This is a genomic window from Proteiniphilum sp. UBA5463 (assembly GCF_002427225.1).
GTDB lineage: Bacteria > Bacteroidota > Bacteroidia > Bacteroidales > Dysgonomonadaceae > Proteiniphilum > Proteiniphilum propionicum.
The window spans coordinates 4,369-21,366 of record NZ_DIQL01000008.1 but is presented as its reverse complement, the minus strand read 5'-3'; the positions used below and the strand labels follow the sequence as shown (position 1 = coordinate 21,366).

General features: G+C 44.3%; 10 protein-coding genes and 1 pseudogene. 7 read left to right on the top strand and 4 right to left on the bottom strand.

Annotation, left to right across the window (positions count from 1 at the left end; genetic code table 11):
• Positions 1-90 precede the first annotated feature (90 nt).
• The 4 genes from B3B27_RS01845 to B3B27_RS01830 all read right to left on the bottom strand — a co-directional run bounded on the left by B3B27_RS01845 (position 91) and on the right by B3B27_RS01830 (position 7,129).
• Positions 91-1,260: a PHP domain-containing protein gene (locus B3B27_RS01845; protein ID WP_238841571.1), complete on the bottom strand. Its 1,170-nt coding sequence runs from the start codon at positions 1,258-1,260 to the stop codon at positions 91-93.
• A gap of 61 nt (positions 1,261-1,321) precedes the next feature.
• A complete protein-coding gene (locus B3B27_RS01840; RefSeq protein ID WP_286846760.1) occupies positions 1,322-3,781 on the bottom strand; it encodes an alpha-ketoacid dehydrogenase subunit alpha/beta in 2,460 nt (819 codons plus the stop codon).
• A gap of 366 nt (positions 3,782-4,147) precedes the next feature.
• On the bottom strand, positions 4,148-5,503 hold the full coding sequence (gene lpdA / locus B3B27_RS01835; protein WP_238841569.1) for a dihydrolipoyl dehydrogenase: 1,356 nt from the start codon (positions 5,501-5,503) through the stop codon (positions 4,148-4,150).
• A gap of 207 nt (positions 5,504-5,710) precedes the next feature.
• On the bottom strand, positions 5,711-7,129 hold the full coding sequence (locus B3B27_RS01830; protein WP_286833110.1) for a dihydrolipoamide acetyltransferase family protein: 1,419 nt from the start codon (positions 7,127-7,129) through the stop codon (positions 5,711-5,713).
• Positions 7,130-7,519: 390 nt separating this feature from the next.
• Between B3B27_RS01830 and rhaB the strand changes: the two genes are divergently transcribed.
• The 7 genes and pseudogenes from rhaB to B3B27_RS01795 form a co-directional block, all read left to right on the top strand.
• Positions 7,520-9,004 carry a rhamnulokinase gene (gene rhaB / locus B3B27_RS01825; protein WP_286833109.1) on the top strand — a complete coding sequence of 495 codons (1,485 nt, stop codon included), beginning with the start codon at positions 7,520-7,522 and terminating at the stop codon, positions 9,002-9,004.
• A gap of 130 nt (positions 9,005-9,134) precedes the next feature.
• Positions 9,135-10,400, top strand: coding sequence for an L-rhamnose isomerase (locus tag B3B27_RS01820; protein WP_286846759.1), 1,266 nt, complete (start codon positions 9,135-9,137; stop codon positions 10,398-10,400).
• A gap of 3 nt (positions 10,401-10,403) precedes the next feature.
• A complete protein-coding gene (gene rhaT / locus B3B27_RS01815; RefSeq protein ID WP_238841566.1) occupies positions 10,404-11,432 on the top strand; it encodes an L-rhamnose/proton symporter RhaT in 1,029 nt (342 codons plus the stop codon).
• Between the two features lie 171 nt (positions 11,433-11,603).
• A complete protein-coding gene (locus B3B27_RS01810) occupies positions 11,604-12,500 on the top strand; it encodes an AraC family transcriptional regulator (protein ID WP_238841565.1) in 897 nt (298 codons plus the stop codon).
• 7 nt (positions 12,501-12,507) lie between these two features.
• A complete protein-coding gene (locus B3B27_RS01805; RefSeq protein WP_238841564.1) occupies positions 12,508-14,787 on the top strand; it encodes an alpha-L-rhamnosidase C-terminal domain-containing protein in 2,280 nt (759 codons plus the stop codon).
• Positions 14,788-14,860: 73 nt separating this feature from the next.
• Positions 14,861-15,559, top strand: a complete 699-nt coding sequence (locus tag B3B27_RS01800) for a beta-L-arabinofuranosidase domain-containing protein (protein ID WP_286833103.1) — start codon at positions 14,861-14,863, stop codon at positions 15,557-15,559.
• Positions 15,560-15,904: 345 nt separating this feature from the next.
• A pseudogene (locus B3B27_RS01795) lies at positions 15,905-16,998 on the top strand (alpha-L-rhamnosidase); the annotation flags it as partial.

The window sequence follows — 16,998 nt, the reverse complement described above, 5'->3', positions numbered from 1 at the left end:
ACGAGGTATTTCCACCTCCGGCGATCACAAAACGGCTATCTTTGCCATAGAACTGCGAAATAGATATTAAATCCTGAATTTCTTTCATCTTTATTGTTTTCCGACTCTGTTTCTTATTAACTCATCTCCCAATTTCACGAATTCACCTCTTTTCGAGCGGTCAGCGTTTCCCTGTTCATCCACATAACCACTCAGCCCCTGGGTAACCAAATGCTGATGAGCTGCAATAACACACGCCCCTTCGTAGTTTATCCGTATCAATTTATCCGATAATGGAGTCTGGTTGCGGGCAAAAAGTTCAATGGGTTCCATTGACGGAGAATTGTGTTCACTGCCCAGGGTTACGATAAAACCCTGGTCGTGAAGGTACGAAGCATAGTTCTCCAGCAAGTTCATATCGTTTCGGGTGGTAATAAATTCCACGGAATGAAACCCACGCTCGGTCAGTTGTTCTGCTACATGTTCCAAGTCGCGCTCAAAATCTGTATAATTTCCCTGAGCATCATCCGCTAAAAAAGGATATGTAGGTATTCCCCCTGCCTCAAGAATGATTTTGCAAACCGTCTGCATCGGAAGAAAAGCCTCTGCAGTCTCGGGAACAAAAGCCAAGCCGCCAGATTTCAAAAGATTAGCACGGATCTCATTCTCTACACCTGCAAGATTTTCGGTTGTCGATTTCAGCTCTTTCCCATCGAAAATCTCTTTTAGCAGGTTCTTTATACTCGTTGGGTTACCACTGCAGTTTTCGTAAACTTTCAAACGCAAGGCCTTCGCCAGATGACGTTCACGAACAGAACCCTTAGTAAGATTATCTTTAATCCAATCTATATCGAGTATAAATCCGGCATTTTTACCGGTAAGAATTCCGTTCAATTTTTCACACATCGCTTCCACCTGCTTGTTGGCTTTAGTGCGAACATCAGCCAACTGCGATGCAAATGGCTCAGTCAAACGAAACGGACACGCCAAGCCTTTCCCGCTGACATACGTCCGCCCAGGATTCCCGGGATCATTCACCCGCAAACCTGCTTTTTGATCTTCTTCGTTCAGGCTAATAAACTCAATGCCGAATAGGGGATAAAGTCCGCGTTTGCGGCAACCATCCGCCCACTCTTCGTAACCTTCGGTAGTGTAAAAATCGTTGATACCTACCACCTTCACATTCTCTGCGACTGCTCTATCCAGCGCATCGTCTATATCGCTGAAGGCACTAAACGAGTAAGGAGTGTGCAGATGTACGTTTACATTTACAAAGTTCATAGCGGATAAATCATTATAAGCGGCCATAAATAGTCTATTGCATTAATTTTAATTTCTCAGCTTAAACACCTTTTTTCGCCCTTCTGATAATCTCCCCGTTGGTGAAGTTTTGCCCTGCAACATAACCTGCGAAAGGCTGTATCCGCTCATGAATAATATCGATAAACCATCCCGGCTGGGGGAAAAAAGCACTTTCAAGTTCATGTGCCGGGGTTATCCAGTTACGCGAACCCAGCACACAGACAGGGGCATCCAGCCAGTCGAAAGCCAGCTGCCCGATATTGCTTGCCAGATCGTTCAGGAACGAACCTCGGGTGGTAGCATCACCGGCTACGATGATTTTACCTGTCTTCTTAACCGATGCTATCACGTGCTCGTAATTGAAAGGAACCAGCGAGCGGGCATCAATCACTTCGGCACTCATCCCGTACTTCTCTTCCAGTATCTCTGCCGCCTTCAAAGCGGGGTAAAGCGTATGGCCGACAGTAAGGAAAGTAATGTCTTTGCCTTCTTTCTTTACATCCGGATCACCGATAGGCAGTTCGTAATATCCCTCAGGAACACCCCCTTCATGAAACTGTTCTCCGATATCATAAATACGCTGGCTCTCGAAGAAGATCACCGGGTCGGTTCCCTGAAGCGCAGCGTTCATAAGTCCCTTGGCATCGTAAGGCGTCACGGGGAAACAAACCTTGATGCCCGGAATATGCGCTACAAGCGAGGTCCAGTCCTGTGAGTGCTGAGCACCGTATTTAGAACCGACCGAGACACGTACCACAACAGGCATCTTTAAAACGTTGCCGCTCATTGCCTGCCACTTGGGAAGCTGGTTGAAGATCTCATCACCCGCACGCCCAATGAAATCGCAATACATAATCTCCGGGATTACACGACCACCGCACATCGCATAGCCGATGGCGGTACCTACGATAGATGCCTCGGAGATGGGCGAGTTGAAAAGACGGTGATAGGGAAGAGACTCGGTGAGCCCACCGTAAACACCAAAAGCACCTCCCCAGTCGCGGTTCTCCTCTCCGTAAGCAATAAGCGATGCATCTTTATAGAAACGGTCGATTATCGCTTCGAAGATCCCGTCACGAAGCTGGAACTGCTTCATCTTGCTGAATGGCTTCCCCTCTGAGTCGAAGGCAAAACGCTCTTTATTAGAGATCTTCTTCACCCTCGGGTTCTCCTCCATCGGCAGCAACACTTCTGGCTTTGCATCCGAGAAAGAATCAACAGAACCGTTCGAGAACATCATATCGCCAATAATTTCAGCATTCTCCATCCTTGGAGAGATTTCATCATCAATCGCTTTAAGGAACATGCCGTTCATCAGCCCTTCTATATCAACACGGATTGAATCAAGATCAGATTGAGAGGCCAAACCTGCATCAATAAGCTGGCGACCGTAGCTGAGGATGCAATCATGGGACTCCCACGCTTCAACCTCTTCTTTGGTACGGTATGAGGAAGCATCGGACGGGGAGTGGCCACTGAAGCGGTAGGTCAGCACGTCAAGCAGTACGGGCCCTCTCTTATCCTCTATTACCTTACGTTTACGCTTATAGGCGTCGATTACCGCCAACGGGTTGTAACCATCAACACGTTCGGCGTGCATCTGATCGGGATTCACCCCGGCGCCCACGCGGGCAGCAATGCCGTAACCCATAGTCTCACCATCGGTCTGCCCTCCCATACCATACTGGTTGTTCATGATGTTGATGATCACCGGCAGGCCACCATTCATATCTCCTTCCCAAAGCTCACGGAACTGGTCCATTGCGGCAAAGGTGATGCCTTCCCAGACAGGGCCGCACGCAAGAGATGCATCGCCGATATTGGCTACAACAAGTCCCGGCTTGCGGTTCACCTTCTTGTAGAGTGCCGCACCAACGGCAATATCTCCGGAGCCACCCACGATAGCATTGTTAGGATAGACACCGAATGGTGTGAAGAAGGCATGCATAGAGCCGCCAAGGCCCTTGTTGAAACCAGTTTCCCGCGCAAAGATCTCGGCAAGGGTACCATAGACCAGAAAGCGGCGCGCAAGTTCCCTGGTTGTCCCGTTGAAATCCTTCTCAACGATTTTCAGAACGGAACCGCCGAAAAACTCCTTCATGATTTTCATCAGTTCCGAGTCAGTAAGCTTATGAATTGCTGACATACCCTTGGCAAGGATTTCGCCATGAGAGCGGTGGCTGCCGAAAATAAAATCATCCACTCCCAGTGTCCATGCCATACCCACGGCTGCGGACTCCTGCCCCACGGACAGATGAGCCGGACCAGGATGGTTGTACTGAGTACCGTTGTATTCTCCCTTGGTTTTTATCAGGTTCAACATGGTCTCGAACTCACGAATCAAAACCATGTCATGGTAAATTGACATGAACTCGCCTGGTGTGAAATTGGCTAACTCATCCTTAACGGTTTTTTGATACTGATTAACCGCAATAGGTTGAAACTCCACGAAGCCGGCCTTGCGGACTTCAGAAGGATCAATGGGTTGTACTTTTGGCATTATATTCTTATTTTTTAGTTGTTGAGTCTGCTAGAAGAAGTCTCAAATTAGAAGATTTCACATCATAATCACTTGAAAATAAAATACTATTTTTTACAAAACGGCTTATTAAAGTGGACTCGTTATTTGTTTGTTTGACTGATTGATTTCAGCAGTTACCCTGTTTGCTCATTTCTGATTGTTTCCCCAGGACCGAATCATCTGGCTGGCCCGTTATCGATCCGGAAGCTAAATGATAAGTGATCAACTTACTCAAACAACATATCAGATAACTGTTGTTTCACCAGAGGGGTCAAGACCGCAAGAAGGGACAGTCTATTTTGGTTCGCCTGTAATGAAAAAGACTTTTCAGAAAATAGTATCAATTTAAAACGAAAAAACGACCTCTTTGAAGATCTCGCTGACCGTGGGATGTGGGAAAACGACCTCCTGCATCTCTTTAAGGGTCATCTCCTGTTCTATTGCAAGGCAGGCGCCGTAGATGATCTCACTGCTGGGGTTTCCCAACATGTGAACCCCGATAACCTCGCCATGCTTCTCTCCCACAAGCACTTTGCAAATTCCGTTGCCACCCTCGTTCTCAGCTACAAAACGACCGGAATATGTCATCTGGAGTTTTGCAACCCTATAAGCAATATTTCTGGACCGGGCGGACTCCTCTGTCTCCCCCACTCCAGCTACTTCAGGATTTGTATAGACCACACCGGGGATGGCATTGTAGCGCATGATATCGTTCCTGCCGGTAAGGTTGTTGACAACAACCTCTCCTTCGCGGCTTGCAGTATGGGCAAGTAACGAAAAGCCCGTAACATCGCCCGCGGCATACACGCCGGGTACATTGGTACGCATCTTCTCATCTACCTTGATACCACCACGCAATAACTCTAATCCCAGGTTTTCCAGACCAAAACCTTGAGTTACCGGGCGTCGCCCAACGCTTAGGAGTATTCTTTCCCCTTCCACATGATGGGTTTCGCCATCTTTATCGAAAACAACACTGTTGCCTTCAACCTGAACCACTTTGGCATTGAGATGGAAGTCAATTCCTTTTTTCGCGTAGATGCTACGCAGCATCGCAGAAATCTCGAAATCGAGGCCTCCCAGGATCTCAGGAAGCATCTCTATAACGGTAACTTTTGTACCCAGGCTGTTGTAGAAACTGGCGAACTCCATACCGATAACCCCGCCACCGATGACCACAAGCGATTCGGGGCGCTCGGTCAACTCCAGTATCTCCCGGTTGGTCAACACGGTATCTCCCGCCTCCCTTAACCCGGGGATGGGAGGAACGGCTGACTCTGAACCGGTGCAGACAAGAAGGTTTCTACCCATGTAACTTTCTCCGTTACAGGTTACTTCAATACCGGATGATGAACGCCCTTTGATAAAGGCTTCACCCTTTACCACGGCAACATGGTTCAATTTCATCTTGTTCTCAACGCCTAGAACTAATTTGCGAACCACCTTCTTTTTACGGGAGACCATCTTCTGATAGTCGAAACGGATGTTATCTCCGAAGACTCCATACTTGTCCCCATGCAATGCATTCTCGTATAGCTTTGCACTATAGAGTAATGTCTTGGTAGGGATACATCCCTCGTTTAAGCACACCCCGCCTATAGCTTTTTTCTCGAAAAGTACTACCTTTAGTCCCTTTTCACCGGCTCTTTCGGCCGCTACATAACCGGCCGGGCCTCCCCCAATAATCAGTAAATCTATCATAGTTGAAAATATTTTTCTCTTCAGTTGTTTGGTTTCAAGTTTTCAGCGGCCTATTTCATTGAGCCGTTGGCCCCTGGTCACTAGTTCAGAATAAATCAACCTCAAACATCAACCTCAAACATTGAGCATCAAACCGACTAAAATATAAACATGTTAACATCGAATTCTCAAATCTTCAAATCAGCGAATCAGCTAATCACCGAATTCTCAAGCCAGCACATCAATTTCAAGATTCTCAATCTCCGTAGCTATCTGCTTAAGGAAGCGGGTGGCTTCACCGCCATCAAGCGAGCGATGGTCGTAGGTAAGGCTCAGGCCAATATAGGGGACAAAGGCATAAACGCCGTCACCCATATCTTTAGGACGGGGGACGATGGTATTGACTCCAAGAATGGCGGACTGAGGCAGGTTGATAACCGGTGTAAACATCTCTACCCCGTAGTTACCCAGGTTGGACACGGTGAAGGTGCCTGACTCGGAAGCGAGAATATCGGGATTCACACTACCTCCACGACAGGCCGAAGCAACCTCTTTAAGCTGTAAAGAGAGGCCGGGGAGGGACAGGTCATCAGCATTGCGCACGACAGGCACCATCAAACCACGGTCGGTATCAACGGCAAGGCCGAGGTGAATTTTATTGAAATAACGAATCTTTTCTCCCAGAAAATGACTGTTCACATTGGGGAATTTTTTCAGGGCTTTGATAACCGCGAAGCAGACCATGTCGTTCAGGGTTATGTTTTCTTCCAGAAGACCTTCTTCATGGGCGGCCTTGGCTCTTTTGCGCAGAGACAGGATACGCCTTGCATCGGCTCCAAGATGGTGTGTCAGCTGTGCCGAGTTCTGCAGCGAAGAATGCATCGAGCGGGCAATAAGCTTGCGCATATTAGAGATCTTCCTATCTTCGTAATCTACCCCGTAGGGGGTATCAACCGGCGCACTTAGATCGGAGGCACGCACTCTGCCGCCAAGGCCGCTACCCGGAGAAAGTGGGGTAAGTACCTGCTGCTCCCAGGACACCTCCCTGGCAAGGGCGGTCATCTTCGGGCGTTTCTCCAGTGCTGACTCCACATCACGTTCCATCACACGGCCACCGGGACCGCTACCCTGAAGAACGGATGCATCAAGTGAATGACGTTCTGCGAGCTTTCCTGCTCGCGGTGTGACGTAATGCCGCTCTACCCGATGAGCACCTGCCGGACTTACAAGGGGCTCTTGCAACGGTGATTCCATGGTTAAACCAGGAGCGGAATGAAAGGTATCACCTGCCTCTATGGCAAGGCCGGCTGATGCTGATCCGGATGAAACGATATCTCCATAGGGAGAAGCTGTTTCATTATCTAAACTCGCTGCCGGGCTTTCGGCAAGCAATGAGGATATATCTTCTCCTGAATCGCCGATAACCATCATATTATCCAATACGGGCACCTCGTCGCCCTCGCCGTAAAAACAGGCCAACACAAATCCATCGACAGGTGACGACTCTTCAAAGCTGGCTTTATCAGTTTCGTAGGAAAACAAAATGTCTCCCTTTTCAACGGAATCACCCTTTTTCTTTTTTATTTCTGTTATGATACAGCTTTCTACAGATTGACCCTGCCTGGGCATGATTATCAATGTTGCCATTTATAAATGATTATCTTTTACAAAAAATACTATGCTGGGATATGCTGACGCAAAGATAGTTATAATCTATAAAAATTACAAAAAATAGCAATTTGCTTGTTTTTCGCGACAATATATTATATAACAGTTTTTCAATAATTATTATTGATTACGATTTACAAATGTATCTAAATTGTCTTTGATACCGTTCTAATAATTGATTTTTATACTATAAATTTTGATATTATTTCTGTAATACTTATTAAAACAGTTATTGATAGTGTTGGCCAGATTTGTTTTTAAAACAATATCAAAAAACGCAGTTAATAAATCATTTTTTTATTGTGAAAATTATGTGTTAACTGTATTTTTGTGAAAATAAATTTAAATAATTTCATATTTAACCTCGAAATGAACAGAGGAAAGTTAACATCTTTTTTAGCCATAGACATTGGCGCCAGCAGCGGAAGAGCCATATTGGGAACTATTCAGGATGAAAGTCTGCAATTGAAGGAGATCAGGCGTTTTCCCAATCCGATAATCGAAATGAATGGCCGTTTGCATTGGGATCTTCTCCATCAGTATCAACAAATTATAACATCGCTGCAAGAGGTTGAATCTGAGCATTTACCAATTATGTCTCTTGGTATCGACACTTGGGGAGTAGATTTCGTTTGTTTCGGAAAGGATGGAGAGCCGTTACGGATGCCTTACAGCTACCGCGACAATCATACTTTTGGAGCACCGGAACATTTTTTCTCAAAAATACCAAAAGAAGAGGTGTACAGAAAGACGGGGATACAAATTATGGACTTTAATACTCTCTTTCAATTAGACACCCAACTGAGACAAAATTCTTCAATTTACCCTGTTATTGACAAGATACTATTTATGCCTGATGCATTGTCCTATCTGTTAACAGGAGAAATGGTGACGGAATACACAATTGCTTCCACTTCGCAAATGGTAAACCCCTACTCCAAAGAATTCGACACTTCACTGCTTGAAGCAGTAAAACTATCCAAAGATCGGTTTGCTCCTGTCGTTTTCTCAGGAACAGAGATTGGAAAGATATCATCATCTGTACAGCGTTTAACCGGGCTGCAGAATATCTCGGTCATTGCTGTTGCCGGTCACGATACCGCTTCAGCAGTACTGGCTGTCCCGGCAGATAATAAGCACTTTGCCTATTTAAGTTCAGGCACCTGGTCGTTAATGGGTATTGAATCTGAAAAACCGGTTATCAACAAAGAGACCTATGCACTTAATTTCACGAACGAAGGAGGTGCCGACGGTTCAATCCGCCTACTAAAGAATATTTGTGGCATGTGGTTGATTGAACAGTGTAAAAAGGAATGGGAAAAAGAAGATCCTGTTACCTATCCAGAAATTGTTAATGCAGCAAAACAGTCTACACCTTTCAAATGCTTTATCAATCCAGATTCACCTTGTTTCACAAGCCCATCATCTATGGTGGAATCTATTCAGGAGTATTGCAGGCAAACCGGTCAATATGTACCGGCATCCATGGGGGAGATTGCACGCTGCATATACGAAAGCCTGGCATTCAGGTATAAACAGGTGTTACAGAATCTTGAGGAGTTGGCCAATTTCCCTATAGAGAAGCTACATATTATTGGCGGTGGCTCAAAAAACAACATGCTTAATTCATTTACTGCCAATGCCATAAATAAGCCGGTAGTTGCTGGCCCATCGGAGGCAACAGCTATCGGGAACATTCTTATGCAGGCTAAGGCAGCGGGACTGGTTAAAAATAAAACTGAGATACGGCGCATAGTCAGCAACTCTTCAGATCTTGAAGTATTTGAACCCTCAGAGGCAGAATTATGGAATGAAAGCTATCAAAGCTATCTGAATGTATATAAAGAGATTTAAGTTTCACCAGTATTAGTTACCAATATATACAAGTAAGTATAACACATTGCTTGTGCATTATAGTTGTCATAATTACACATACGAAAGTTCATAAGGAGATATGAACGATTTTATTTAATGTCAAATAATCATGCAAGGAGAACAGATCAGAAAAGCATATGAGGATGCCAAGGCACAATATGCATCATTGGGAGTGGATATTGATAATGCCATCGAAAAGTTAAACAATCAATCAATTTCGATACATTGCTGGCAGGCTGATGATGTATCGGGGTTTGAAAATCCAGGCGGGGAATTGACCGGGGGTATCCAGACTACCGGCAACTATCCGGGAAAAGCGCGCACTATAAGTGAGTTAAGGAGTGACCTCGAAAAAGTGCTTTCACTTATCCCGGGAAAACACAGAATAAGCCTACACGCTACATATGGTGATTTTGGCAACGAATTTGTTGATCGCGATAAGATTGAACCAAAGCATTTTCAGAGCTGGATAGATTGGGCAAAAGAAAAAGGAGTAAAGCTGGACTTTAACTCAACTTTTTTTTCACACAAGAAATCAAATAGCGGTTATACTCTTTCAGATTTTGATCCTGAGATCAGGGGATTCTGGAAAGAACATTTACGCCGGTGTAGAAAAATTGCAGCGGAGATAGGACGTCAGCAGGGTGATCCCTGTATTCATAATATATGGATTCCGGACGGAGAAAAAGATAAAACTGTTTCCCGCTACGAACACAGAAGACTTTTACAGGAGTCGCTTGATGAAGTTTTAGCAGAAAAAATCAGCACCGATTATCTGAAAGATTGTATCGAGTGCAAGCTCTTTGGCATTGGAAGCGAGAGTTATGTAGTGGGTTCACACGAATTCTATATGGGCTATGCTGTTAAAAACAACATGATGCTGACTCTGGATGCCGGACACTTCCACCCGACCGAGGTGATCTCAGATAAAATATCTTCCATGCTGCTCTTTGTTCCCGAACTAAATCTGCATGTAAGTCGTCCTGAACGGTGGGACAGTGATCACGTGGTTATTCTAAGCGATGAGCTGCTGGCTTTATCTCAAGAGATTGTTCGTTCAGGGCATATCAACCGTGTTCACGTTGGACTCGACTATTTCGATGCATCTATCAATCGTATAGGTGCATACGTAGCAGGGATCCGCTCTACACAGAAAGCCATGTTGCAAGCGCTTCTTGAACCGACCCCAAAATTAGTCGAACTGGAAACCCGGAATAAGAATTTTGAACGTTTGGCCTGGTTTGAAGAACTGAAGTCGATGCCATGGAGTGCAGTATATAACTATTATTGCCTGCAACAGGATGTTCCGGTAAGTGATGCATACATCAAAGAGATTCAAGAGTATGAAAATCAGGTAACATCTAAAAGAAATTAAACAATGAATATAATTTTGGGTTTACTGATTATTGCTGTGGGAAGTATGGGCCAATCAAGCTCATACGTCCCCATCAATAAGATCAAGGAGTGGTCCTGGGAAAACTTCTGGTTAACACAGGGAGTTTTTGCATGGTTGATTTTTCCTTTTTTGGGAGCAATCATTGCCAACTCTCTGCCCGAATTGATTGAAATATACACCTCCAATCCGGCTGCATCGTGGCAGACAATCGGATATGGCATGCTATGGGGAATCGGAGGATTGACTTTCGGGTTGAGCATGCGCTATCTGGGAATCGCACTCGGACAATCGGTTGCACTGGGCACTTGTGCCGCTTTCGGAACCCTAATACCGGCATTATTGACAGGAACCGACCTACTCTCTCCAAAGGGATTGATCTTGCTGCTGGCTGTTGCCGTTACATTGGCAGGTATTGCGTTGGTAGGCTATGCAGGAAGTTTACGTTCTAAAAATATGCCGGAAGAAGAACGAAAGAAAGCGATCAAAGATTTTGCACTGAAGAAAGGACTTCTCATAGCATTGCTATCTGGTATAATGAGTGCCTGTTTCAGCTTGGGTTTAAGCGCCGGAATACCCGTAAAAGAGGCATCCATTGCTGCGGGAGCAAGGCAGCTGTTTGCACAGAACCCGGTTACTTTATTGGTCACTCTCGGTGGATTTATAACCAATCTCATCTATTGCCTCTATATGAACCGGAAAAACAAAACCGGAGGAGAAATAAAACGTTCATCAACAAATGTTTTGGTAAACAATTTTCTGTTTTGTGCATTGGCGGGGTTACTTTGGTACTCCCAATTTTTCGGTTTGGGGATGGGACAAAGTTTCTTCGAACCCAATGGTGTAATGATGGCCTTTTCATGGAGTATCCTTATGTCGTTGAACGTGGTTTTCAGCAATGTCTGGGGCATTATCCTGAAGGAGTGGAAAGGAGCAGGAAAAAAAGCCATCACTTTTTTAGCTTTGGGCATGGCGATATTGATCCTTTCTCTGGTGATACCAAATTTATTTTAAATGTTATTCATTTGAAGTGTTTTTTATCCTCCTTGGGTTTATAGAATGTACATAATGCGGCTTTGACTGAAAATATCATAAGTGAAGTCTGCTGCATTATGGTTTGTTTTAATAATTTTAGTATATTTACTCACTTAAACAATAATTTATGCAAACTTAAACAGAAAGTCCATGAGATATAATGATTTCGGTATCGACTTTAAATACCTGTTGGTCAGCGAAAGGGACAAAAAATTCGGGCTTACGATCAATACCGTTGGTTTTCAACCGATAGCTCCACACACACAGTATCCATCCACAGATCACCCCAAAAGCTACTATTTCAGTCCCGACAAAGGGCGCATTTTATCTGAATATCAGATTGTTTACATCAGCAAAGGCAAAGGCACATTTAATTCAGAGGCCACAAAAAAAGTCAATATAACCAAAGGACAGGCTATTATTCTGTTTCCTGGGCAATGGCATACCTATTGTCCTTTGAAAGATACCGGATGGAATGAGTATTATATCGGCTTTGAAGGCAGAATTATCGATAATATAGTTGAGAATGGGTTCATATCACCCTCAAATCAAGTTCTCGATGTTGGTGTTAATGAAGATCTTGTAAACCTGTTCTCGACTGCCATAAAAGTGGCAAAAGAAGATAAAACGGCAGCTCAGCAAAATTTGGCTGGTATTGCTTTCAATATTTTAGGGACTATACTGTCGTTAGCTCAAAACAAAAACTTCGAAACAAAGGATAAAGCCCAAAAGATAGAACGGGCAAAGGTAATAATGCTCGAAAATATTCATAAAAATATAGATATCAAAGGCATCGCCAATAATCTGGGAATAAGCTACTCTCTGTTCAGAAAAGCTTTTAAAGAATACACCGGATATGCTCCGGCGCAATACTTTCAGGAGTTAAAATTAAAAAAGGCCAAGGAGTTATTGACAGAAACCGACTTTTCAATAAAAGAGATCTCTTATGAGTTGAACTTCAGTTCTTATGAATATTTTTTATCTTTCTTCAAGAAAAGAGTCGGCTCCACTCCTCTGGAATACAGAAATTCAGGAAGAGTAAAATAGAAATTTCATGTACATCAGAAAAAATATTTTATTATTCATTGTATTTTTATCGGTTTGTTTGCAAGTCAGCGGCCAAGAGGAATCATCTCCATACGGCTTAACAGTTAATTTGCTGGCACATCCGGAACAAGTATATTTAAACGGATACCCCGTATCAACAATACTTGGTGATGCCATAACACAAAAAGAAAATTACCAATTTACCGAAATAAGGACCTCTCACCCTGTCTTCGGGTGGATAGTCTCCTCCGGGACAAACAACACGAAACAAAATTCCTACCGGATACTTGTTGCATCCGACAAAGAGTTATTGGCGCGTGATTCCGCAGATCTGTGGGATACAGGTAAAATAAACAGCGCACAGTCAATTAATATTCCTTACAAGGGGAAACAACTTAGTCCAGGCACAATCTATTACTGGAAGGCAAAGACGTGGGATAATCACGATCGGGAGTCTGCTTTTTCCTACATTGCATGTTTCAAGACAGCCGAATCTCTCACAAATTATTTCACAGACAGATATCCCATCCAAAAAAAGGATGATTATCCTACCCGACTTGTAATGGTGGATGAAAACTGCTATTTTGCAGACTTCGGGAAAGCATCTTTCGGGAGATTGCGAGTCAACCTATTCTCCAAAACCGGCACCGACAGTGTACATATTCATTTAGGAGAGTCGATGAAAAACGGCAGGATAGACCGATCTCCAGGAGGTTCTCTACGTTATTCAAATTATAAGGTGAAGCCTCAACAAGGGTGGAATACCTATGTGATTGCTATTGGTCCCGACAAACGAAATACCGGATCTCAAGCAGTGCTGATTCCCGAATATATTGGTGAGGTTACTCCCTTTCGTTACTGTGAGATTGAGAACTATAACCACGCCATGGAGGAAAAAGACGTGATAAGGGAAACAGCTTTCTATCCCTTTAACGAGCACGACTCATACTTTCACAGTTCAGATAGTATATTGAATAAGATATGGGATATTAGTAAATATTCCATAAAAGCCACATCATTTCTGGGTGTATATATTGATGGGGATCGGGAAAGAATCCCCTATGAGGCTGATGCTCTGATAAACCAATTGTCGCATTACTGTGTGGCCCGCGAATACAGCATGGCAAGATATACACACGAATATCTGATTAGAAAGCCAACCTGGCCAACGGAATGGATACTTCAATCCGTTCTTATGGCATGGGAAGATTTTATGTTTACCGGAAACAGACAATCCATAGAGTATTATTATGAAGATCTAAAAGCCAAAACATTAACCATGCTTGCAGACGAAGAGGGCTTCATAAGTACTCGTACCGGAAAGGTAACACCTGAAGTATTGGAATCAATACACTTCAAAGGACAATTGCGTGATATTGTTGACTGGCCGCATACCGGGATTTTAGGTCTGGAAAAGGAAGAAGGAGGAGAAACCGACGGATTTGTCTTTACCGATATCAACACAGTGGTTAATTCATTCCACTACAAGGCATTAACACTAATGGCACGTATTGCCGAAGTGTTGGGAAAAGCAAGTGATCAAAAGTTTTACAGCGAACGGGCTAAACAACTTAAACAATCATTCAATGAACGTCTTTTTGATAAAAAGAGAGGTGTGTATATCGACGGCATCGGCACTGATCACGTGTCACTTCACGCGAACATGTTTCCTCTTGCGTTCGGATTGATTTCCGAAAAACATATCAATAGTGTGTTGGAATTTATCCGCTCACGAGGGATGGCTTGCAGTGTATATGGATCCCAGTTCCTTCTCGATGGCATATATAACGCTCATGATGCCGGATATGGGCTGCAGCTACTTACTTCCACAGGTGAACGAAGCTGGTACAATATGATCCGTGCCGGCTCCACCATTACAATGGAAGCATGGGACAATAAATATAAACCCAACCAGGACTGGAGCCATGCATGGGGAGCAGCTCCTGCAAACCTGATTCCGCGCAAGCTGATGGGGATAGAACCTCTTGAGCCGGGATTCAAAAAGATCAGAATCAAACCCCAACCCTCAAAGCTCGAACATGCCGAAATCAAACTCCCGACAATCCGGGGCAATGTCCAGGTTAGTTTTACAAACAACCCGGACCAATCATTCCGGCTCGAGGTAAGCATTCCGGCCAACACCACCGCGGATATCTATCTCCCCTTCTATTCGGTAAAACAGGTCATAAGTAAAGACAACAACCCCATTTCCTATCGAAAGCAGGGGGATTTCTCTGTCATAGATAATATTGGTTCGGGGAATTGGATTTTTATGGTAAAGAGATAATCTACAGCGCTTATCAGACGCCATCACCGTCGATAATCTTACCAAGTTATTAAGTCATGGTTTTAACTAAAAAATGCAAATAAAATACTTCTTTTTGATAACAGCATTATTAAGCCAGGTAATGGTTGCAGAGAATCCTGTCAGACCGGTTGTCTCCGACAAGTTACATGCTTCCCATTCTACAGAAATTATGGGGTATATGGGGAATAAATTTACCTTATCGTATAACAACAGGATACTTGCTCAGGATATCGAAAAACTCATTCACCCATTTACTTTAAGAGACGAACACAGTTGTTGGCAAGGCGAATTTTTTGGAAAATGGTTCACCTCTGATGTTCTCGCATATAAATACAAACCGGCTCAAACACTGTCTGAAATCCTAAAAAGGGCTGCTGCCGGATTGATCGACACCCAAACATCCGACGGTTATATAGGAAACTATGCACCTGATAGTCATCTCAACGCTTGGGATATTTGGGACCGAAAATACTGCATGCTGGGATTACTCTCCTATTATAACCTGACAAAAGATACAAAAGCCCTGAATGCGGCAGCAAAGGAAGCAGATTTTCTGATGCAGGACATTCGCGATGCACAGTTGCCGAACGGCCTGGTGACGAGTATTGCTCCCGAAGACGTAGTTTTTAACGGCGGATTTCTGGACTCCCCCGAATGGGGAAGCGCCAGCGTTATTTTTCCGTTTATCTACTACGAGTTTTACGGCGACAACTCGCTGATCGTGGAATATTTCGATGTAATGCAAAGGTAGGTCGACTACCTGACCACAACAGCAAAAGACCACATCGTTTCGCACGTGTTGTCCGATTGGCGCGATTACCGGGAAGATCAGCCTTATGGCGTATCGCACAATACCTCCCATATCATTATCCGCAATACAACGGTACGAATTCGTTTTTTATTCGATCGCATGATTCACCTGGATGCAGTGTTCACAGCCGGATCAATATCTCACAAACCCGCTGAAAACAACAAATGGGACATTCATTCCCATCGAGGATCCTTTTTTAGATCTTTGCAAGATTTGCTTGAAGCATCATTCAAATACAATAAACAAACAATTCATTAATTATAACAGTACATTTGAAACTTTTTTATGAAAAAAATCTTAATTACTTTATCGCTAATCGTTGCTCTTGCAACCAATACAACTGCTCAGCTGAATATTCTGAAGAATCAATTTAAACAGAACCTGCGACAGGATGAAATTATCAGAAGTTATGTAACACCCGTAAAAATCATCTGGCAATCAGATACGGAAGGGAAGCAGGTTATCAAACCGGAAGCACTCCTGACCCGCTTTGACGGTCAACTTTCAACCAGCGGTGCAGGAATGTGTATGCTCAGGTCGGATGATGATAAACAGGCTTCCGTCTTGCTGGATTTCGGTACTGAACTGTACGGAGGCATTGAGATCGCGGCAGCAATCAGGGGGGAAAAGAAACCGATCAAGGTCAGGGTTCGCCTGGGGGAGTCGGTGTCGGAAGCCATGAGTGATGCCATCGACAACAGCCGCCCCGGGATGCAGTCGGCCACCAACGAACACTCACTGAGGGATTTCACGTTGGAAATACCTTGGTTGGGAACCGTTGAAATCGGTAATTCGGGCTTTCGCTTTGTACGCATCGACCTGCTGGATAAGGAGGTAGAATTTCCTCTCCGAGCTGTAAGGGCAATTGCGCGATACCGGGATATCCCCTACTTAGGATCATTCAAATCCAGTGATGAACGGTTGAATAAAATCTGGGAAACGGGAGCCTATACCGTACACCTCAACATGCAGGATTACCTGTGGGACGGGATAAAACGTGACCGGCTGGTCTGGGTAGGAGATATGCATCCTGAGGTAATGACCATCAACAGCGTTTTTGGAGACAATGAAGTAGTGAGGAAGAGTCTCGACTTCGCCCGGGATACCACTCCTCTGCCAGGATGGATGAACGGAATCTCCTCTTATTCGCTCTGGTGGATCATTCTCCACAGAGACTACTATTTACACCAGGGTGACATGGCTTATCTGAAAGCACAACAAAGCTACCTCAAAAAACTCATTCCCCAGATTACATCCAGGGTTTCAGGAGGAAAGGAAAACCTGGATGGGGGCCGTTTTCTGGACTGGCCAACAGCAGAAAACGAAGCGGTAATCCATTCAGGCTTGCAGGCCCTTACTTTGCTGACCATGGAGGCTGG